At 53.8% G+C, this 18,237-nt stretch carries 19 protein-coding genes and 2 tRNA genes; 3 read left to right on the top strand and 18 right to left on the bottom strand.

Translation table 11 applies throughout. The features are described from left to right. Nucleotides 1–10: 10 nt before the first annotated feature. The 9 genes from NSQ80_RS06425 to NSQ80_RS06385 all read right to left on the bottom strand — a co-directional run bounded on the left by NSQ80_RS06425 (nucleotide 11) and on the right by NSQ80_RS06385 (nucleotide 8,100). Nucleotides 11–229, bottom strand: a complete 219-nt coding sequence (locus NSQ80_RS06425) for an aspartyl-phosphate phosphatase Spo0E family protein (RefSeq protein ID WP_260071065.1) — start codon at nucleotides 227–229, stop codon at nucleotides 11–13. A gap of 205 nt (nucleotides 230–434) precedes the next feature. Then, a complete protein-coding gene (locus NSQ80_RS06420; protein ID WP_339301834.1) occupies nucleotides 435–1,643 on the bottom strand; it encodes an aminotransferase class I/II-fold pyridoxal phosphate-dependent enzyme in 1,209 nt (402 codons plus the stop codon). A 13-nt stretch (nucleotides 1,644–1,656) separates the two neighbouring features. Next, nucleotides 1,657–2,157: an Lrp/AsnC family transcriptional regulator gene (locus NSQ80_RS06415; protein WP_009226690.1), complete on the bottom strand. Its 501-nt coding sequence runs from the start codon at nucleotides 2,155–2,157 to the stop codon at nucleotides 1,657–1,659. A 143-nt stretch (nucleotides 2,158–2,300) separates the two neighbouring features. Next, entirely contained in the window at nucleotides 2,301–2,687 is a 387-nt protein-coding gene (locus tag NSQ80_RS06410) for a spore coat protein (protein ID WP_009226691.1), read from the bottom strand. Nucleotides 2,688–2,713: 26 nt separating this feature from the next. Beyond that, nucleotides 2,714–2,950 carry a hypothetical protein gene (locus NSQ80_RS06405; RefSeq protein ID WP_339301832.1) on the bottom strand — a complete coding sequence of 79 codons (237 nt, stop codon included), beginning with the start codon at nucleotides 2,948–2,950 and terminating at the stop codon, nucleotides 2,714–2,716. Between the two features lie 256 nt (nucleotides 2,951–3,206). Then, on the bottom strand, nucleotides 3,207–4,412 hold the full coding sequence (locus NSQ80_RS06400; RefSeq protein WP_036646433.1) for an MFS transporter: 1,206 nt from the start codon (nucleotides 4,410–4,412) through the stop codon (nucleotides 3,207–3,209). Between the two features lie 149 nt (nucleotides 4,413–4,561). Next, nucleotides 4,562–5,143, bottom strand: a complete 582-nt coding sequence (locus NSQ80_RS06395) for a hypothetical protein (RefSeq protein ID WP_339301830.1) — start codon at nucleotides 5,141–5,143, stop codon at nucleotides 4,562–4,564. Between the two features lie 136 nt (nucleotides 5,144–5,279). Continuing rightward, complete coding sequence (locus tag NSQ80_RS06390; protein ID WP_009226695.1) at nucleotides 5,280–5,696, bottom strand: DUF350 domain-containing protein; 417 nt, start codon at nucleotides 5,694–5,696, stop codon at nucleotides 5,280–5,282. Between the two features lie 37 nt (nucleotides 5,697–5,733). Beyond that, nucleotides 5,734–8,100, bottom strand: coding sequence for an endonuclease MutS2 (locus tag NSQ80_RS06385; RefSeq protein ID WP_339301828.1), 2,367 nt, complete (start codon nucleotides 8,098–8,100; stop codon nucleotides 5,734–5,736). Between the two features lie 154 nt (nucleotides 8,101–8,254). On the opposite strand from NSQ80_RS06385, the gene NSQ80_RS06380 reads away from it, so the two are divergent. Further along, nucleotides 8,255–8,617, top strand: coding sequence for a phage holin family protein (locus tag NSQ80_RS06380; protein ID WP_009226697.1), 363 nt, complete (start codon nucleotides 8,255–8,257; stop codon nucleotides 8,615–8,617). 186 nt (nucleotides 8,618–8,803) lie between these two features. Beyond that, nucleotides 8,804–9,181 (top strand): cytochrome c oxidase subunit II, encoded by a 378-nt coding sequence (locus NSQ80_RS06375; RefSeq protein WP_009226698.1) that lies wholly within the window; start codon nucleotides 8,804–8,806, stop codon nucleotides 9,179–9,181. 79 nt (nucleotides 9,182–9,260) lie between these two features. On the opposite strand, the gene NSQ80_RS06370 is transcribed toward NSQ80_RS06375, so the two are convergent. The 4 genes from NSQ80_RS06370 to NSQ80_RS06355 form a co-directional block, all read right to left on the bottom strand. Continuing rightward, on the bottom strand, nucleotides 9,261–10,796 hold the full coding sequence (locus NSQ80_RS06370) for a hypothetical protein (RefSeq protein ID WP_009226699.1): 1,536 nt from the start codon (nucleotides 10,794–10,796) through the stop codon (nucleotides 9,261–9,263). 115 nt (nucleotides 10,797–10,911) lie between these two features. After that, the gene (pheT, locus tag NSQ80_RS06365) at nucleotides 10,912–13,353 is read right to left on the bottom strand and encodes a phenylalanine--tRNA ligase subunit beta (protein ID WP_339301826.1); all 2,442 of its coding nucleotides are present in this window, start codon (nucleotides 13,351–13,353) and stop codon (nucleotides 10,912–10,914) included. A 29-nt stretch (nucleotides 13,354–13,382) separates the two neighbouring features. Next, nucleotides 13,383–14,417 carry a phenylalanine--tRNA ligase subunit alpha gene (gene pheS / locus NSQ80_RS06360; protein ID WP_339301824.1) on the bottom strand — a complete coding sequence of 345 codons (1,035 nt, stop codon included), beginning with the start codon at nucleotides 14,415–14,417 and terminating at the stop codon, nucleotides 13,383–13,385. Nucleotides 14,418–14,791: 374 nt separating this feature from the next. Further along, nucleotides 14,792–15,028, bottom strand: coding sequence for a hypothetical protein (locus NSQ80_RS06355; protein ID WP_009226702.1), 237 nt, complete (start codon nucleotides 15,026–15,028; stop codon nucleotides 14,792–14,794). A gap of 134 nt (nucleotides 15,029–15,162) precedes the next feature. Here NSQ80_RS06355 and NSQ80_RS06350 point away from each other — a divergent pair, with 134 nt between their 5' ends. Further along, the gene (locus NSQ80_RS06350; protein ID WP_260071048.1) at nucleotides 15,163–15,369 is read left to right on the top strand and encodes a YwbE family protein; all 207 of its coding nucleotides are present in this window, start codon (nucleotides 15,163–15,165) and stop codon (nucleotides 15,367–15,369) included. Nucleotides 15,370–15,378: 9 nt separating this feature from the next. Here NSQ80_RS06350 and NSQ80_RS06345 read toward each other — a convergent pair whose 3' ends face one another. From NSQ80_RS06345 to NSQ80_RS06325, 5 genes are all read right to left on the bottom strand, one after another. Continuing rightward, on the bottom strand, nucleotides 15,379–15,618 hold the full coding sequence (locus tag NSQ80_RS06345; protein ID WP_339302162.1) for a hypothetical protein: 240 nt from the start codon (nucleotides 15,616–15,618) through the stop codon (nucleotides 15,379–15,381). Between the two features lie 227 nt (nucleotides 15,619–15,845). Continuing rightward, nucleotides 15,846–16,385 (bottom strand): DoxX family protein, encoded by a 540-nt coding sequence (locus NSQ80_RS06340; RefSeq protein ID WP_009227132.1) that lies wholly within the window; start codon nucleotides 16,383–16,385, stop codon nucleotides 15,846–15,848. Between the two features lie 199 nt (nucleotides 16,386–16,584). Further along, nucleotides 16,585–16,658, bottom strand: a tRNA-Gly gene (locus NSQ80_RS06335). Between the two features lie 10 nt (nucleotides 16,659–16,668). Further along, nucleotides 16,669–16,742 (bottom strand) — tRNA-Pro (locus NSQ80_RS06330). Nucleotides 16,743–16,859: 117 nt separating this feature from the next. After that, nucleotides 16,860–18,209 carry a hypothetical protein gene (locus NSQ80_RS06325; RefSeq protein WP_323076106.1) on the bottom strand — a complete coding sequence of 450 codons (1,350 nt, stop codon included), beginning with the start codon at nucleotides 18,207–18,209 and terminating at the stop codon, nucleotides 16,860–16,862. Nucleotides 18,210–18,237 lie beyond the last annotated feature (28 nt).

Below are 18,237 nucleotides of genomic sequence, written 5' to 3'. Positions count from 1 at the left end.
TCAAACAAGGTTAACGTCGAATGGATTTTGGAGTGGTTTTCATAGTTTTCATGAATTCATTAATTTTCAGGTCCAATAAGCTGCTGATTTCAATCACGATGTCCGATGTAAAGGATTTTTCTTGCAGAAATAGCCGTTCCATCTTGCTGCGAAGCAAGTGAATTTCATCCTCCAGCGTTACGGCTTGCGGTGAATGCGGCCGTTCCTCTTGATCCATGCACGGGCTCATGACGCGGCCATCAGTAAATAAAGCGTTATTGTAAGGCACGTTGTACTCACCGCACAAAAGAAATCCCTCCCTGAGAAACTAAAACCTTCTTCCAAAATCAAATTATACCATGTCCATTAAAATTAAAGCAATTAGAAAATGAAAGAATTGTTAATTAACCCCATTAACTCCATCTTCTCAGGTAGGTCTTAAGTAATTTGCAAAATCAGCCTTGCTTCAATTTAAGGACGAACTGCTCCATTCGATTTAACGCCTCGTTGAGCTGATTCACTCCTGTCGCATAGGAGCAACGTAAGAACCCTTCCCCGCCGGCGCCAAAGACATTCCCCGGAACCGCCGCCACCTTCGCCTCCAGCAGAAGGCGTTGGGCGAATTCCTCCGAGCTGAGTCCGGTAGACGCGATGCTAGGAAACGCATAGAACGCCCCTTGTGGCTCGTGACATTCCAGGCCGATGTCGCGCAAGCCCTGAACGATCAAGCGGCGACGCTGATTGTAGGATTCAACCATCTGGTCTTTCTCCTCCAGCCCGTTCTTCAGCGCCTCGAGCGCAGCCACTTGCCCCATAACCGGAGCGCACATCACCGTATATTGGTGAATTTTCAGCATGGCATAGATCAAGTCCGGGTGTCCGCATGCATAACCCATCCGCCAGCCGGTCATCGCAAACGCTTTGGAAAACCCATTAACCAGAATTGTCCGATCCTTCATTCCCGGAATCGAAGCAAAGCTAACGTGCTTCTGCCCATAGGTGAGCTCCGCATAAATCTCGTCGGAAATGACGATGAGATCGTTCTCCTCGACGATTTTGGCGATCGGTAGCCAATCTTCGTATGTCATGATGCCGCCCGTCGGATTGCTGGGATAATTTAAAATGAGAACCTTGGATTTGGGCGTAATCTTCGCTTTCAGGTCTTCGGCCTGGAGCTTGAAATCGTGCTTGGCGTAAGTCTCGATTTCGACGGGCACCCCTCCCCCGATCATGGCAATCGGCGAGTAGGAGATATAGCAAGGCACCGGGACGAGAATCTCATCGCCCGGTTCGATTAACGCCCGCAGCGCCAGATCAATCGCCTCACTGCCGCCCACAGTGACGAGGATTTCGTCTTTCGGGTCGTATTTCACCTGATAACTCGTGTACAAATATTCAGCGATCGCTTCCCGAAGCTCAGGCGTTCCCGCGTTGGACGTATAGCTCGTATACCCGCGTTCCAGGGAGTAAACGCATGCTTCCCGGACATGCCATGGGGTGATAAAATCCGGTTCGCCCACGCCTAACGTGATAATATCCTTGCTTCCGCTAGCCAAATCGAAGAAGCGGCGGATGCCGGAGGGTTGAATCTCGCGGACCCGCGGAGCCAAATACGATGTCATCGTTTTACTCGATTGCTCAGCACGCTGTGATTGAATACTCATAACATTACTTCCTTTACGGAGATATCAACAAACGGCGGTCTTCTTCGGGATCTTCGAAGATGATGCCGTCTTGCTTGTATTTTTTTAGAATAAAATGGGTCTTCGTCGACAACACCGACTCCAGGGTGGACAATTTGTCGGAGACAAAGCTCGCCACTTCCTTCAAGTTGCGGCCTTCGACTTCCACCAGCAGGTCATATGCGCCGGACATCAAAAATACCGATTTGACTTGGGGAAACAGGTATACCCGCTCCGCGATCGTATCGAAGCCGCGTCCCCGTTCGGGTGTAATTTGCACTTCGATTAACGCCGTCACCTTCTCGTCTTCCAGTGCACTTGAATTCACCACGGTCGCGTATTTGACGATCACGTGATCTTCCTCCAATTCACGGATCGCTTGCGCCACTTCCTCCGCCGTTGAGCCGACGAGCGTCGCCAGTAAGTTCGCATCCCGGCGGGCGTCCTCTTTGAGGAGGTCCAGCAGTTTGAGCTTTAATTCGCTTAGTTGTTTCATCCCTCATCCTCCAGCGATGCCCCGCAGCCCTTCATTTGAGCGGTCTGCAGAACAAATTTAATACTTATATTACATGAATTTTGGGCGTCTGCATAGAAAAACCGTCCACTCCAAGTAAGCTCTTGGATAGGACGGTTAGGCATTTAGATCGAATACGGCGGAAGTACATTAGGTTGATGCTCCTCCACGTTAGCCTGATGGGCATGGGGCGTCCAGCGGGAAGTTCGCCGTTCGGTAAACTGACGCAGCTCCTGCTGGGTTTTCTCTGCGTCTTGCAGCTTCTTGTCCAACAATTGGCGCGGTGCCGGTGCCGGCGCTGAGTAAATGCCTTGGTGCTTCATCAGTTCATACAGCGTTCCCTGCAATCGCAAGGTGCTGTTCGTCAACTCGGTAAACATCTGCCGTATGGCCGGACAGGACGACTCCGTCGTAGCGGTCGTATATTCTCGAACAGTACGGCGTAAATCGGCCAAAATCGATTTTAACAAATCGTTCTGGGGTAAGAGCTCGTGGATGTCCGTCTGATTCATCGGGATATTCCTCCTCGAAAGCAAAATTAATTTGGGGTTGAAGCCGGAGCCGCCATTTGATGCTGACGCAGCGCATCCGTTAACAGGTGCAGATGATGCTCATGGGCACGGATGTGCTCCAGCATCGCCTGTTCGATTTCAAAGTTTTGCGAGACGGCGGCTGCCGCTGCGTAAAGCTTCGTGAGCATCTCCTCGTTGGAGATGGAGTCGGCGATATAATCCAGTTCTTTCATCGACAATGGCTGCATTTGTGAGTACAACATCAACATTCCCTCCTGGTGGATGATCCTTCTGATCCATCTGATCCTTCTTACGATAGTATGCCCCGCTCCAGGAACGATATGTTCGCCCTGTTGGAAGAAATCCACAAACGGTTTCCGGAACAGGAGCACCTGTCCATCAGTTACGCCTGGGGGGGGCCGTATTTGGAGAATCCCGGGACGGCCTTCCCTTTATCGGGCCGCATCCCAACTTGACGCGAACCTCGAAGCCCGTGCCAACTCCGCCGAGTTAGACGCATCAGGCGGCTTTGGCCGCCTCCCGCTTCAACAGCCGGCGCAGGGCCAGCCAGCTCAGCACCGGCGTTGCCCCCAAGGCGAACATCAGCCAGGTGATCGTTGACATGCGCGGAATGAGGGAATAGACCACGATAAACAACAGCGTTCCGCCCAAGCGCCCCACCGTAATGCTAAGCTCGCGAAGCACGATCAGCTCCACCCGCTGCTCCACGCTTTCCGGACTATTGCCAATCAGGTCGAACACTGAAGAGATGACGGGAATCAGGTAAAGCGGCAAAAACAAGGACGTCCCTACCCCCATCATCATCAGGGTGACGTAATTGACCTTCCAGAGCAACGGGATGATCACCGCAGTGATGAGCAAAGCCCCGACCAACATCCCGTAGTAGCGCGCGCGGATTTTCAGCCACTTCCCTACCGCCCAGAAGCTGACTAGGGAGACAAGGGACGTGATCAGTGAAAACTGCCCAATCCGCCACTCCGCAGAAGTGCTGATAAAGATCAGCAAATTGATCAGGAACGAAAATACGCCTTCGCGCAGACCATGGGCGGCCGAAGCGGGCGCAGCCTGGCGCCACGGGCTGCCCTTTTTCAGCATTTGCACGGGAGCCAGCCAGTGATAAGGCCCGCCCGTTTTTCTTTTTTTCAGCCAGAAGCTGAGTAAGATCCCTACCCCATACACGATTAACGAGATGGTAAAAATCAGCCGGTATCCGGCCTCGCCGTGTTTCATGGAGATCAGCCAGCCGGAGATCCACGGGCCAAAGATCCCGATCACCGAACCGAGAATCCCCACCCAGCCGTTAAATCGGTCCCGCGTCTCGACATCCGTCACCTCGAAATACACGACGTTAAAGGCCAGCCAGAACAATCCCGAACCGGTTCCGAACAACAAACCAAGCGGCCATATGTAGTCCACCGTATGTTTGCCCGTCCACAGCACCAGCAAATAGAAGATGCCCGAGACGATAATGCCGAGCCGCAAAAAGATCATTTTGTCGCGTTCCTTCACCCATTTCCCGGCAATCCAAAAGACAAGTCCCAAGGCCAGCTGCTGGCTGAACGTAAACCAGGCAATCAGGTTAAAATCCGCTTTCACTTTCCAGATGTAGACGTTCAGGAACGTGCCCGACAAGGCGCCGGCAAGCACGAACAGACCGTTCACCGCCAGCAGCAGGATGGATTGGCTGTTCAGCTGTTTTTTCATAGATTCGCTCCTCCCGGCCAAACTTCGAGTTCCCCCTGTAAGATACCCAAAAATGACCGAAGCATGAGGCCTTAGCAAGCATACCCGCAGGCCCCCAAACGCGAAAAAGCCCTGTCCATCAAGGACAGGGCCAGTGGCTGCCAAATTTTTTACTTGTTGTCTTCTTCACCGGCAATCGTACGAATCATGGCAATCCGGGCGTCTTCACCCAAAAACCGGCTGACATGGAAGCACGCGGTGCAGACGTATACGTTCAGCTCCGCATCGCCCGACAGAAGCGGACGGTCCCCATCGGCAGGAACAAATTCGCCGTTTTCCGGAACCAGCTTCTGCTTCCCGGCATACACCATATATTCCCGGCAATGCGGGCATTCGGGTACCTCGTCTTGCCCGTCAAGCAGCTTCTCCACGCCGGTCTCGTACTTCAGCAAATCGCCGCCCGATGCCGTAAACGCCTCGACCCGGCGGACGCCTCCGAGATGCGAGTCCCCTTCCTCATCCCAGTAGAGATCGTCATCCGCATCCTCGTCATCATCACCATGGGAATGCTTCCGATCATGGAAGGGATGGTCATTCTCCTCGTCCTCGAACTCCTCCTCCGAACCCAGCGTAATGTTGATCGTTCGGTAGCCCTTTAATTCATTTTGGCAGTGCGGACATACCTCCTCAGGCCCCAGCTCTTCATCCCAAACGATCTCCGTTTGGCACCATGGGCAAATCGTTGTATCCATTCCCAACTTCGTCCTTTCGTTACCAAATTAAGCATTCCACAAATAAATAATGCCCGCGGCCAAAAACAGAATAGAGGCGATAAATAGCACCCTGACCAGGTTTTTCACGTCGTTTCTACTCCTTCAACTGAGATCCCTAACCTATACAAGCGCCGATCAAAAAAGACACTGACACCGATACGGCCATCGCGATAAAACCTACGCTGGTGTTCCCCGCTGCAATCTCATCGTCGATGCGAAACACCGGCGTTAAAAATTCAAACAGCAAATATGCAGCGAACAGCAGCAAGGCTCCGACCGATGACCATATCATGAAGTCGTAAATCGAGGGATGTGCCGCCGCATAACGGATAATGTTCGCCAGTCCGAAGATTTTTCCGCCGGTAGCCAGGGACGCGGCCATATTGCCGCGCTTGATCTCCTGCCAGCAGCGATATCTTGCAAACAGTTCGAAGCAAGAAAGAAACACAATCAATTCTAACACCGCCACGGAAAAATACCCGATCATCAGCCCCAGCGGTTGCTCCAAGATCGGATCAATGCTTTCCTTCATAGCGCCCTCTCCCTTTATACCTTGAGGCGATTCGTTCTTACTTCAGCTCAGCGACCGTCACGCCGGTTCCGCCTTCCCCGTAGTTCCCGAGGCGGAAGCTCTTGATATGCTTATGCTTGCGAAGATACTCCGAGATCCCGGACCGCAAAATCCCGGTCCCTTTCCCGTGAATAATGTAGATCTGGCCTAAATTGCTTAAGTAGGCTTCGTCGATGAAACGGTCAACCTCGATTAAGGCCTCTTCCAAATTCGCTCCGCGCAAATCCAGCTCGGTGCGGACGTTCTCATCGCGCGTCCGCTTAACGTTGGGAGCCGTCCGTTGAACCGGCTTGCTAGCCGGAGGCGCAGCGATCAGCTCCATGTCGTCCAGGCTCACCTTCATCTTCATGATGCCGAGCTGTACGATCGCTTCCTTGTTGCCGGAGAGCTCAACGACGTGCCCCTTCTGGTTCAAGCTGTATACCATCACTTCGTCGCCCGGTTCGATCTGCCGCGGCGGTTTGGCCGCCTTGCGGGCCGCTGCACTCTTCTTGCGGCGCTGCGGCTCGGCTTCATCCAGCTGCTTGCGAGCTGCAATCAGCTTGTGCTCCTTCACGGCCGCGCCTTCCTCCATCGCGAGGCGGCGCAGGTCGCTGATAATCCGCTCAGCCTCCTGCCTTGCCTTGGCAATGATCGCTGCCGCTTCTTCCTCCGCCTTCTCCAGGCGTTTATCCCGCTGCTGCTCCAGCTTCTCCAGCTCGGCGGCATGGCGTCTGCGCAGCTCTTCCATCTCGCGCCGCAGCTTCTCGGCCGTTTCCCGCTCCTGCTCCGCCCCAAGGCGGTTCTGCTCCAGCGAAGCGATCATGTTCTCGACGCGCATGTCCTCTTCAGTCACTTCGCCGCGGGCATACTCCAGAATTCGCTCCGGCAACCCCAGCCGTTCGGCGATAGCAAACGCGTTGCTTCGGCCCGGAATGCCCACCAGCAGGCGGTAAGTCGGGCTTAACGTCGCTACGTCGAACTCCATGCTGGCGTTAATTACGCCTTTGCGTTCGTAGGCGTAGGCTTTCAGCTCGCTGAAGTGAGTGGTCGCCACCATCCGGCAGCCCAGCGAATGAATATGTTCCAAAATCGCAATGGCCAGCGCCGAGCCTTCCGCCGGGTCGGTTCCCGCACCCAGCTCATCCAGCAATACCAGGCTCTTCGGCGTCATCTGGCGCAAAATCGAGATAATGTTCGTCATATGGCTGGAGAAGGTACTTAAGCTCTGCTCGATGCTCTGTTCGTCCCCGATATCGGCGTAGATGGCATCAAATACGCAAAGCTGGCTGCCGTCTTCCGCCGGCACGAACAACCCGGACATCGCCATCAAGCTAAGCAGACCAATCGTCTTCAGCGTGACGGTTTTCCCCCCGGTGTTCGGACCGGTGACAATGATCGTCGTGTACTGGTTCCCCAGCTCCACATCGATCGGCACGACCTGGTCAGCCGGAATCAACGGATGGCGCCCCTTCTTCAGCTTGATGAACCCGCGGTCGTTCATCCGCGGCAGCGTCCCCTTTAATTCGCGAGCCAACCGGGCTTTGGCGAAGATGAAATCCAGCTGGCCGAGCACATCCCCGTCGTACAGCAACAGCTCGGCTTGCTCGCCAACCAGGGCGGTCAGCTTCTGCAAAATGACCTCGATTTCCCGTTCCTCACGCAGCCGCGTCTCGCGCAGCTTGTTGTTCATCGCCACAATCGATTCCGGCTCAATGAACAGCGTAGCTCCCGATCCGGACTGATCGTGTACGATCCCGCCAAAATGCGCGCGGTATTCCGCTTTGACCGGGATGACGAAGCGGTCGCCGCGGATCGTGATCAGCTGATCCTGCAGCATCTTCGACACCGAAGCGGAGCGGATCATCGCATCCAGCTTCTCCCGGATCCGCACCTCCCCGCTCCGCAGCTCGCGGCGGATGGTGGCCAGCTCCGGACTAGCCGAATCGAGCACCTCCGCGCTTTCGTCGATGCAGCGTTTGATCGCATCCTCCAACGGCTTCTGATCGCTTAAGGTATCGCTTAAGTGATACAGCAGCGGAACTTCATGTTCTTCGTGCATCGTGGCAATATACCGTTTAATCCGGCGCGAGCCTTCCAGCGTGGTTGCAATGCCCAGCAGCTCGTGCGGATTCAGCGTCCCGCCGATCCGGGCCCGCTTGACCGCCGGAGTGATATCCACGATTCCGCCGAATCCGGGCGCCCCCTTAAGACGGTCCACCTTAAACGCTTCATCGGTGGCTTGAAGCAGCCGCTTGACGTCCTCCAGATCGGTGACGGGCCGCAGCGCTTCGGCTGTTCTTTTTCCAAGTGCCGTTTGGGAAAAAGAGGACAGCTGATCTATAATTTTTTGATATTCCATGGTTTTCAAAATTTTCTCGTCCAAGTACGTTCACAACTCCCCTCGGGCTATGATCCCATTATAACGAAACCGTTCATTTTTCGCCATTTGCCCCCTTGGACACATAAGAATGCGATTTGCGGAACATGATAATTGCGTATAGCCAAACGTACTTACTCTCAAAAGGAGGCTATGTAACATGCATTTTCTGGGACACGTCGTGCGATTCATCGTCTCCGCCTTAGTTATGCTGGTTGTGGGATGGCTTGTACCGCAATTCAGCATCGGTGGATTCGGCAGCGCCTTACTTCTCGCCTTGGTCATCGCCCTGTTGGGTTGGGCCATTGAAGGCATTTTCGGAACGAAGGTTACCCCGTTCGGGCGAGGAATCGTCGGTTTTCTTACGAGTGCACTCGTGATCTGGCTTGCCCAGTTCATCATTTCCGGCGTTTCCGTCTCTGTGATCGGTGCATTACTTGCTGCATTGGTCATCGGGATTATTGACCTGTTCATCCCTGTCGCAACTCCCTTTAACGCTGCCAAAGACAAAAACAATCGTTAATGGCTGTGTTCAGGGCTAAGAGGCCTTCCTCCGCAAGTGATCCATTCACTGCGGAAGGAACGGCCTCTTGACTTATAACTGAAGGAAGTTCAACAATTCTTCAAACCTTAAACCACCCACCCTCTGCAAAATACGGTATGATATTCTTAAAATTGCCACAAATATACTGTATCGCGAGGGATTATTGTGAAGAAAAGCATAGCCATCGTTGCAACTTCCGTACTCTTGTTACTTGTTACCGCTTGCAGCGGCAGCAAAGCGGCTGAGAACAGCAGTGCCGCCGGGAATAATATCCAACCGGAAGCGGAACTGGTCATTGAAGCCAGCAACTATCAATTCGATCAAGCCGAATACCATTTGAAGAAAGATGTTCCGGTCAAAATCGTTTTCAAGAACGCCTCCGGTAATCACGGCATTCTCGTGCCCGGTTTAAAGCTGCAGCTGGACCGCAAGAACGACTCCGCCGTGATCGTGCCAACCGAAGCCGGTGAGTTCGAAGTGGCCTGCTCGGTGATGTGCGGTTCCGGCCACAGCGCCATGATCTCCAAAATTATCGTTGAATAAACGCATGTAGCAAGAGCCCGCAGCGCACAGCCGCGGGCTCTTGCTCTCATTGAATCGCATCAAAGCGATCCTCTCGCCATTAACTTTGATCCTGCTCCAGCAATTCAATCCATTCGTTAAATTCCGATTGAAGCTTGGCATAGTCGTCCTTCAGCCGCTGGTACTCTTCTTCCCGTTCGGCCTGCCGCTCCTGCTCCTTCTCCCGCTCCAGCTGCAACAGCCTGAATTGATGGGAAATAACCTCGTAACTATCCGTAACCTCCTGCAGCTGCTCCGCAAGCTTGCGTTTCTCTTCCTCCAACGCCTCGAAGTCGCTCGCCATGGTGATGACGCGTTCGCTGCCGGCTGCGCTTTCCTGCTGCCATTCCTCCAGCTTCCGCTGCAACTCGGCTTCCTTCTCGCGCCAAGAGCTCAGCTCACGTTCCGCCGAGGCCCACTGCTTACGCCACTCCTGCTCCCGCTGCTCCGCAGCCTCGCGGTAGCTCGCCAGCTCGGCGGCCAGCTGCGCCGCCAATTTGCGGCTGTCCTCAAGCTCCTGCAACCGCAGATTCAGCTCGTCCCGCTCTTGCTCCAGCTGCCGTTTCTCTTCTCCGGCTGCCTGCGCCTCAAGAAGCGCTTGTTCCCGCTCCTTGGCAGCCCGCTCCAACCGGGAGCGCAGCGAATCCAACTCGGCGGCCAGCGCCGACGCCTTGTCCCGCTCGGCCTGCAGCTCGCCGTTTGCTTGCTCCAACCGGCTCACTTCGGCGGCCAACTGCTCGCTCTTATCGGAAGCCTCGAGCAAGCTGATCTCCAGGCGGCTGATTTCCTCGCTGCGCTTCTCGGCCAGCTTCTGCCACGACTTCTCACTTTGCTGCGCTGCTGAAACTTCGGCTCGGAGCTTGTCCTCCCGCTGCTTGCCTTCCTGCAGCCGCTGTTCCAGCTGCTTTGCCTCCGCTTGCGCGGCTTGAAGCGTGCTCTGGAGCTGCTTCGTCTGCTCCTGCAGCTTCACGCTTTGCTGCTGCGCCCGTTGCTCGGCCGCTTTGGCTTCTTGCTCCCGCCGCTGCAGCTCGCTCACCTGCTTCTGCAGCTTCGCGGCCTCCTCTTTCTCCCGCGCCGTCTGCTGTTCGGCTTGGCGCAGCTTGGATTGCAGCTGCGAGTTGCTGCCGCGCTGCTCAGCCAGCTGCCGCTCCAGCTCTTGTACCCGGCTGCGAAGCTTGCGCGCCTCCTCCTCCTGCCCCAGCAGGGAGGCTTCCAGCTTCTCCGCTTGCCCGGCAAGCTGACGCTTCTCGTTCTTCAGCTGCTGCTGTTCCTCCTGCAGCGCCTTATACATGCTCTCCTGCTTGGCATGTAAATCCTGCAGCACTGAGTTCTCCTGAAGCAGGACCGTTTTCTCCTGCTTGGCATTCTGCAGTTCGTTCTGCAGCTGATCTACCCGGATCGCTTCCTCCGCCATGCGCACGGCTGCCAACACAGCCAGCCGCGGCGTGTCCAGATGGGGATAGGCCTGGGCGATGCTGCGCATATGCTCATCCACCCGGCGCGCGACTTGCTTCATATATTCCGCGCTGCTTCCAACGATTTTATAAGAAGTTCCGTAAATTTCTACGTTTACGCTAATTCGGCCTTGGTTACTCAACGTTATGTGCCTCCTTCGGTCCTGTAAGTCGTCTCTTAGATGCGGATAATTGCACGAAAGTCACATCGAATCGGTCGTTCTACAAATGATTCGATGTGACTTCGTCCAATTCCTGCTATTTTCTAAGCTCCGCCGCAAAAGTTTGCGACAGCCCTTCGACCACCCGGTCGTGTACTGCGGCAACTTCCTCGTCCGTCAGAGTCCGTTCCATATGGCGATATACCAGCGATAAAGCTACGCTCTTCTTGCCTTCGCCTAGCTTGGCACCCGTAAATACGTCGAATACCTCCACCGATTCCAGCAGCTCGCCGGCCTTTTCACGGATCACGCCGATTAACGCGCCCGCTTCCACATCGGAGTTCACGACAACAGCGATATCGCGCTGCATCGCCGGATAACGCGGCAGCTCTTGGTAAACGTAAGCTTCGCCCGCATAGCGGTACAGCGGTTCAAGCAGCAGCTCGGCAACATACGTATCATCCAGATCCAGCTCCCGCTGCAGCTCCGGATGAAGCTGACCCAGCGTACCGATCCGTTCCTTGCCGGACGTGCCGTTCAGGAAGATGGAAGCCGAACGTCCAGGATGGAAGCCTTGCGGCCCATCCGCTTCATACGTCATCCGTTCAGCAACCCCCAAGTATTCGAACAGGCTCTCCAACGCACCTTTGAGATCAAAGAAATCCACCTTCTCCGCCGGAGCGTTCCAGCGTTTTTCTGCCCGTTCGCCGGCCAGCAGCAAGGACAGCACCGGCAGCTCGCTTGGCTGCTTGGTCAGCTTCTCCTCCTTGGTGCGGAAGACGCTGCCGATTTCAAACAATGCCAGATTGTCCTGCTTGCGATTGCGGTTGTAAACGGCGATGTCGATCATTCCCGGCAGCAGGCTGCCGCGCAGCACGCTGCGGTCCTCGCTCATCGGCATGGCCAGGCGGATCTCCCGATCCCCTTCCCCCAGCTGCGGGAACTTCGCGCTTGCCCCTTCCCGGATGAAGGAGTAACCCATCACTTCCTGCCAGCCGCCATGAGTGAGCAGTTGGCGGATCGTGCGGCGCAGCGCCTGCGGTTTCGTATAGCCGCCGACTGTCGTTACCCCTTCGATCATCGTTGCCTCGATGTTGTCGTAATCGTAGAGCCGCGCCACCTCTTCGATCAAATCCACGTCGCGCGTAATGTCGCCGCGGCGCGTCGGCACGCGAACTTCGATGACCTCCTCCGAGCCGGCACATTCGAAGCGGAGACGTCCCAGAATCGTTTTCGCCTCCAGCGAGGAAATGTTCGTGCCCAGGTAATCGTTCAGCTTCTGAAGCGACAGGGCGATCACTTTCTCTTCCGGCTCTTGATGAACGATCTCCACGATCCCTTCAGCCACTTGGCCGCCAGCATAGGCTGCCATCAGCGAGGCCGCGCGATTCAGCGCCGGGATGACGGAAGCCGGATCCACCTCTTTCTCGAACCGCTGCGAAGCCTCCGAGCGAAGCCCCAGCGTCCGCGACGTGCGACGGACGCTGGCGCCGGCAAATTTCGCCGACTCCAGCACAATGTTAACCGTTTGATCGGTCACTTCTGTATCGAGTCCGCCCATGACGCCCGCCAAAGCCACCGGACGATCTTCACCGTCCACGATCAATAGTGCGCCGGCTTCCAGCTCACGCTCCTGACCGTCCAGTGTCACCAGCTTCTCGCCAGCTTTGGCTTGGCGCACGCCCAGCATGCCGCCGGCGATCTTGTCAGCATCAAACGCATGCAACGGCTGCCCGTACTCCAGCATCACGTAGTTGGTGATGTCGACGATATTGCTGATCGGGCGAATCCCCGCTGCCATCAGCCGGTTTTGCATCCACAACGGCGATGGGCCGACCTTGACATCGGCGATGTAACGTACCGCATACCGGCTGCACAGCTCAGGTGCGTCGATCTTAACCTGAATCCGTTCCTTGGCCAGTACGCCAGAGGAGGCAAGCTCAGGCTGCGGCAGCTTTACTTCGCGGTTCAAAATCGCGCCTACCTCATAAGCAGCCCCGATCATGCTCAGGCAATCCGACCGGTTAGGCGTCAGGTCGAAGTCCAGCACCTTGTCGTCCAGCCCCAGCAGTTGGGTAATCGGTGTGCCGATCTCCACTTCTTCAGGCAATACGAGAATGCCTTCCTGCTGTTCCTTCGGCAGCAGCTTGTCGTTGAGGCCAAGCTCTTTGGCCGAACAGATCATCCCTTGCGACAAGACGCCGCGCAGCTTGGCTTTCTTGATCTCCAGCCCGCCCGGCAGCTTGGCGCCTACGAGCGCAACCGGTACCTTCTGGCCGGCCGCCACGTTTTTCGCGCCGCATACGATTTGCAGATCCTCTCCCTGCCCCGCGTCAACGACGCAAATGTTCAGCTTGTCAGCGTCAGGATGCTTTTCTTTGCTTTTGACAAAACCAACCACAACGTTCGAAACGCCTTGATTGCGGTTTTCGATCGAATCGATTTCAATCCCGGACCGGGTGATTTGCTCCGCCAGCTCTTCAACATTTACCCCATCCAGCGAAATATAGTCAGACAACCATTCGGTTGATACTTTCATTGTCAGTTCCCTTCCCTCTTTACGTGAAATTAAACTCTGGCAAACTGCTGCAGGAAACGCAGATCGTTGTTGAAGAAGTAGCGGATATCATCAACGCCGTACTTCAGCATCGCGATCCGTTCTACACCCATCCCAAATGCGAAGCCGCTGTATTGCTCCGGATCGTAGCCGCTCATCTCCAGCACGCGCGGATGCACCATCCCGCTGCCCAGAATTTCCAGCCAGCCGGACTGTTTGCACACCCGGCAGCCATGGCCGCCGCACTTCATACACGTTACGTCAACCTCAACGCTTGGCTCCGTGAACGGGAAGAAGCTGGGGCGCAGGCGAATTTGCGTGTTAGGTCCGAACATTTTGCGCGTGAACTCAAGCAAAGTGCCTTTCAGGTCGCTCATCCGGATGCGTTTGCCTACAACCAGCCCTTCAATTTGATGGAACTGGAACGAGTGGGTTGCATCGTCGTCATCCCGGCGGAATACGCGTCCCGGGCAGATAATTTTGACCGGCACTTCCCCTTGCATCGCTTCCATCGTCCGCACCTGTACCGGGGACGTTTGTGTCCGCATGAGCAAATCTTCCGTCAGGTAGAAGGAATCCTGCATATCACGGGCCGGATGGTCCTTCGGCAGATTCAGCGCCTCGAAGTTGTGGTAGTCCGTTTCAACCTCAGGGCCTTCCGCAATCCGGTACCCCATGCCGATGAAAATCTCTTCGATTTCCTGAATCACCTGGTTCAGCGGATGGATGCTCCCCTGCTTCAGCGGGCGGCCCGGCAGCGTGACGTCCACTTTCTCAGCGGCCAGCCGCGCTTCGGTTTCTTGGCGTTGGAACATCGCTTGCTTCTCTTCAATCACCGCTTCGATGGCGGCTCTGACCTCGTTGCCGATCTGACCGATCACCGGACGCTCCTCGGCGCTTAAGGCCCCCATCCCGCGCAAAATTTCAGTTAATGCGCCCTTTTTGCCCAAATATTTGACCCGAAGGTCGTTCAAATGCCCGGCATCGACGGTTTCCGCCAGCTCTTTGAGCGCCTCCGCTTTTAGTGCTTCAAGACGTTCTTTCATGAATAGCTCCTCCTAAAAATGTTATGAGCGCTGCTTCTCGATTCGGTTTCTTACAAAACCGTTCCGAGTCACAAGCGTCAGTTCAAAAAGTCAGGTTTTCAGCACCGAGAAGGTTGGATGAAGCTAGGGACTGAAAAGCGGAGCATACGTTTGGGGTACGTGAGCACCTGAAATGTTTCCGTAGGAAACATGCATCGTAAGCATACGCTTAGCCCGGCTGAATTCAAGATTCGACGTCGAATCCGCTTCATGTCCTGCTTCGTGATCAAAAGATGACTTATTGAATAACCTCTTAAGGCAAAATAAAAAGGCCTTCTCTCCCGTAAGGGACGAAAAGACCGTGGTACCACCCTTGTTAGAGCACCGCGTAAACCTCAGCCAGCCACATGGCTCGCAAGGTGCGCATTGCTCTCGCTCCAACGAAATAACGGCTCGTAACCGGTATCCCCTAATGTGCCGGGCTGCAACCATACGCCTTGCGGCGTAACGATTCGCAGCGGCAGTTCAAGGAACTGCTCCGGAGCGAACTTCGGCAGCTCCGTTTCCCTAGCGGCGCTCTCAATCTCCGGCGCCCCTTCCCTGTTGGTCGGTTCCTGCTTACTCTTCTCCATCCACGCATTTCATGTCATAATTACCTGCTATTATATGCTAAACGGACAGCCGTTGGCAAGTCAGTGGTGAATTATGGTATCTTAAAGTGGTTATACCAAACGCTACTCCATCACGTCAAGGAGGGACCCGCCCAATGAACGGCAACGAACGCAAGAACATCAGGCCTGGCCTCACCGTGGACATCGTATTAAAAAAAGATCAGCCCACCGGCAAACTAACCCGCGGCATAGTCAAGGACATTCTGACGAACTCCGCGACCCATCCGCACGGCATTAAGGTCCGGCTACAGGACGGTCAGGTAGGCCGAGTGAAAGTGATTCATCCCGGCAAATCCGACTGATCCAAAGACTTAGATCCGCCTTACCGGATGCCGCAGCACGGTTTTCATCTTCTCCGGCGCGGTTATGCGCGGGTCCGACAGATAGATTTCATGATGCTTGCGAAGGTCATCGAAATTCTCGGTTAATCCATTCGCTTCCAGGAACGCCCTCATCCGGGCAACCGATTCCGGTTCCCGCTGCGCCAACTCGGCGGCAGTGATCGTTTTACGCTCCAGCAGCAGATAGGCGATTTCAAACAGACGGTTCATTTGCACGCGTACCCTCTCCTTTTGATGACAAGGATACCCTACAAATAAGACATCGCAATGTCATATTAAGAAAAACGTCTATCGACGTACATTCAAAGTAGACAGACCGCGTTTAGCGGAAGTTTTTCTTGCGATATCAGGATGCTAATGCCCCGAAGTTTATACTTTCTGATATCTTAAAAAAAGAAGGGCTCTCTAGGAGAGCCCTTCTGCTTTATGGTTGTTTGTTACGCCGTGTGTTTAACGTTCAGCGGTTGCTTAGGCGTCGGGGCTTGCGTTCCGGCATCGCCTTTTTTGTGGAACAACTTGCGGAGGTAAGGCATCACGTAGTAGTCGAGGCCGATTTTACCAGCGTTAGCTGCAGCGACGAGAATCAGTACTTCAAGGATCAACATTTGCGCGTTGGTGCTTACCGTACCCGAGAAGAGGAACGCGGCGTTCATCACGAAGCCCATCAGTGCAGCGAAGGTGGTGAAGGTACCGAGGATCAGCCCCAGGCCAACCAGGAATTCGCCGTAAGGCACCAGGAAGTTAAAGAGTCCGACATTCGGCAAGGCAAAGTGTTCCAGGAAGGCTGCCCACCAGCCTTGTACGGCCGGATGGTCGCCAGTGCTGTTCGCGATCGCTCCGGTCAGGAAGCCTGCGGCATCGAAGCCGCCGGTGATTTTATGATAGCCGGCTTCGATCCATTGGTAGCCCAGGTAGACGCGGATAACGGTCAGGAGCCACATCGCCACTTTGTTTGTTCTCAGGAAATTGTTAAACATAAGAACCACTCCTCTTATTTATCGTTGGTTTTTTGTTTTTCGGATGATCATCTTTGATGTCTTTATTATATGTGATTTATTTCACTATATATGTGATTTAAATCACAAATATCAAAAATTGAGAAAATAAATTTTAAACTACTTCCGCCGCAACAACAAAAAAATCCTTACCGAAGTAAGGATTTAAGCTTCTTCATTATGGAGCGGGTGATGGGAATCGAACCCACGCTACCAGCTTGGAAGGCTGGAGTTCTACCATTGAACTACACCCGCAATGTACAGATCGGGACGACACGATTCGAACATGCGACCCCCTGGTCCCAAACCAGGTGCTCTACCAAGCTGAGCTACGTCCCGAAGTAATGCAGGCCTTTTTGAGAAGGCAGAAATTAATATATCACGTTTCGCATGCGAGCGCAAGCGAAACCTGCCAGCAGCTCTTGCTGCCGGCAGGTGGGCTCGCCATCCCCGCGCTCACGAAACGGAGTTATCGTTAATGGTATAAACTCCGCCTTGACCTTCTTCCACGATATAAACATCAAAATTATTGGATCCCCACAGGACAAATTTAAATTCCTTTCCTTTAGGGGCTCTCAAATGTGATGTTTTAAAACGACCGGCTGTAGGATTGATTTGGCCAAGTAGAGAGACTGACCGGTCTTCAGTTGGTAATATCAAACCTTTATCCAAATGTTCTGTATCGTTATAGAACTGAAGTGTATGATGGGTGTCCGTCGTATCGGCTGGAGCCGCTCTGACGGCTACACCACCATCTGCCGTGTTGGCGATGGTAAATCTCTTACCATCTTTCAGTTCCAAGTCATGTTCATGCTCGGAAACATATTTATCTACACGGCCGGTTTCGAGGTTGTAAAATAACTCGGCTGATAATGTATTTGGCCACATCCCATTCACCTCGGAACCATCCGCTAAAGTCGCCTTGATGAAATATAAAATCGTGGTTTCGCTCGGCATTCTACTTGCAGGTAATAGCTTGGCGGTAACCTCGCTAATCCAGTTTTTGATTACGCTATCGCTTACTTCCAAGTCCTTTGAGCCCCATCCTAAACGAAGCAAAGCGATCTGAGCTTGGGATAGAGCATAGTACATTCCAAGCCGAGGAATAATACGTTCAAACGTCGTTATCGTTTTGCCAATATCTGCAACCGCCTCGGAGGCGCCTACCGCTGAAATTCCGTACGTAGAAATAACTTCTGTTTTAAAATGAGAGTCAAGGAACGTATGTTCACCCTCATTCTTATTTAACGTTATCTTCAGTGTAGGGTTTGCAGTGCCTTCATGATGAATCTCTATAGCTCTGTTCAAGCCAGAAGATTCTCTATACTTGCCTGTGTCGGAAATTTTACCGAATCGTCTCACCAATAAATGATTTAAATTCTCTAGCAAAAGATTTCGATTCGCCTCATTGCTTATTGAAGCAGCATCAAGACCTAATAATCGGGCAATCCCTTCGGGTTGGAAAGGGTCCACTGGATGGTTAACCGTATGAGCAAAGTGTTCCTTAAGCCGTTCAGATAATAAAATCAATTCTGACTCCAGCAACAAATCGCAAAGATGTGACACATCCTCGTTCAAATACATATATACGAAACTTTCATTTGCAATAATCGTTTTCAGAATGTTCGCAAGATACATGTCGCCTATCAGAAAATCAGAACCGACTTGCAAAGCAAGACGTCCATCATCTGAAAATCCGGCTCTCACCGGTGGAAGAGCAAGTTCAACATGATGATCTAACTTCAAGGCGACCCCAGGTTCCTTGGATATACCGTCATTGTCGTCAATTGCTGACTTTTGTGTCATACGCATCAAAACTCCCTTATATATGACT

It is taken from the genome of Paenibacillus sp. FSL K6-2441, from assembly GCF_037964765.1.
Lineage (GTDB): Bacteria > Bacillota > Bacilli > Paenibacillales > Paenibacillaceae > Fontibacillus > Fontibacillus phoenicis.
The sequence above is the reverse complement of the archived record's forward strand: the minus strand, read 5'-3'. Positions and strand labels throughout refer to the sequence as shown.

Coding starts and splice junctions, on each gene's coding strand:
- NSQ80_RS06425 (WP_260071065.1), bottom strand. CDS start 229: ATGAGCCCGTGCATGGATCAAGAGGAACGGCCGCATTCACCGCAAGCC.
- NSQ80_RS06420 (WP_339301834.1), bottom strand. CDS start 1,643: ATGAGTATTCAATCACAGCGTGCTGAGCAATCGAGTAAAACGATGACA.
- NSQ80_RS06410 (WP_009226691.1), bottom strand. CDS start 2,687: ATGAATCAGACGGACATCCACGAGCTCTTACCCCAGAACGATTTGTTA.
- pheS (WP_339301824.1), bottom strand. CDS start 14,417: ATGAAAGAACGTCTTGAAGCACTAAAAGCGGAGGCGCTCAAAGAGCTG.
- NSQ80_RS06405 (WP_339301832.1), bottom strand. CDS start 2,950: ATGTTGTACTCACAAATGCAGCCATTGTCGATGAAAGAACTGGATTAT.
- pheT (WP_339301826.1), bottom strand. CDS start 13,353: ATGAAAGTATCAACCGAATGGTTGTCTGACTATATTTCGCTGGATGGG.
- NSQ80_RS06340 (WP_009227132.1), bottom strand. CDS start 16,385: ATGTTTAACAATTTCCTGAGAACAAACAAAGTGGCGATGTGGCTCCTG.
- NSQ80_RS06415 (WP_009226690.1), bottom strand. CDS start 2,157: ATGAAACAACTAAGCGAATTAAAGCTCAAACTGCTGGACCTCCTCAAA.
- NSQ80_RS06380 (WP_009226697.1), top strand. CDS start 8,255: ATGCATTTTCTGGGACACGTCGTGCGATTCATCGTCTCCGCCTTAGTT.
- NSQ80_RS06395 (WP_339301830.1), bottom strand. CDS start 5,143: ATGGATACAACGATTTGCCCATGGTGCCAAACGGAGATCGTTTGGGAT.
- NSQ80_RS06400 (WP_036646433.1), bottom strand. CDS start 4,412: ATGAAAAAACAGCTGAACAGCCAATCCATCCTGCTGCTGGCGGTGAAC.
- NSQ80_RS06325 (WP_323076106.1), bottom strand. CDS start 18,209: ATGACACAAAAGTCAGCAATTGACGACAATGACGGTATATCCAAGGAA.
- NSQ80_RS06355 (WP_009226702.1), bottom strand. CDS start 15,028: ATGGAGAAGAGTAAGCAGGAACCGACCAACAGGGAAGGGGCGCCGGAG.
- NSQ80_RS06345 (WP_339302162.1), bottom strand. CDS start 15,618: ATGAACCGTCTGTTTGAAATCGCCTATCTGCTGCTGGAGCGTAAAACG.
- NSQ80_RS06390 (WP_009226695.1), bottom strand. CDS start 5,696: ATGAAGGAAAGCATTGATCCGATCTTGGAGCAACCGCTGGGGCTGATG.
- NSQ80_RS06350 (WP_260071048.1), top strand. CDS start 15,163: ATGAACGGCAACGAACGCAAGAACATCAGGCCTGGCCTCACCGTGGAC.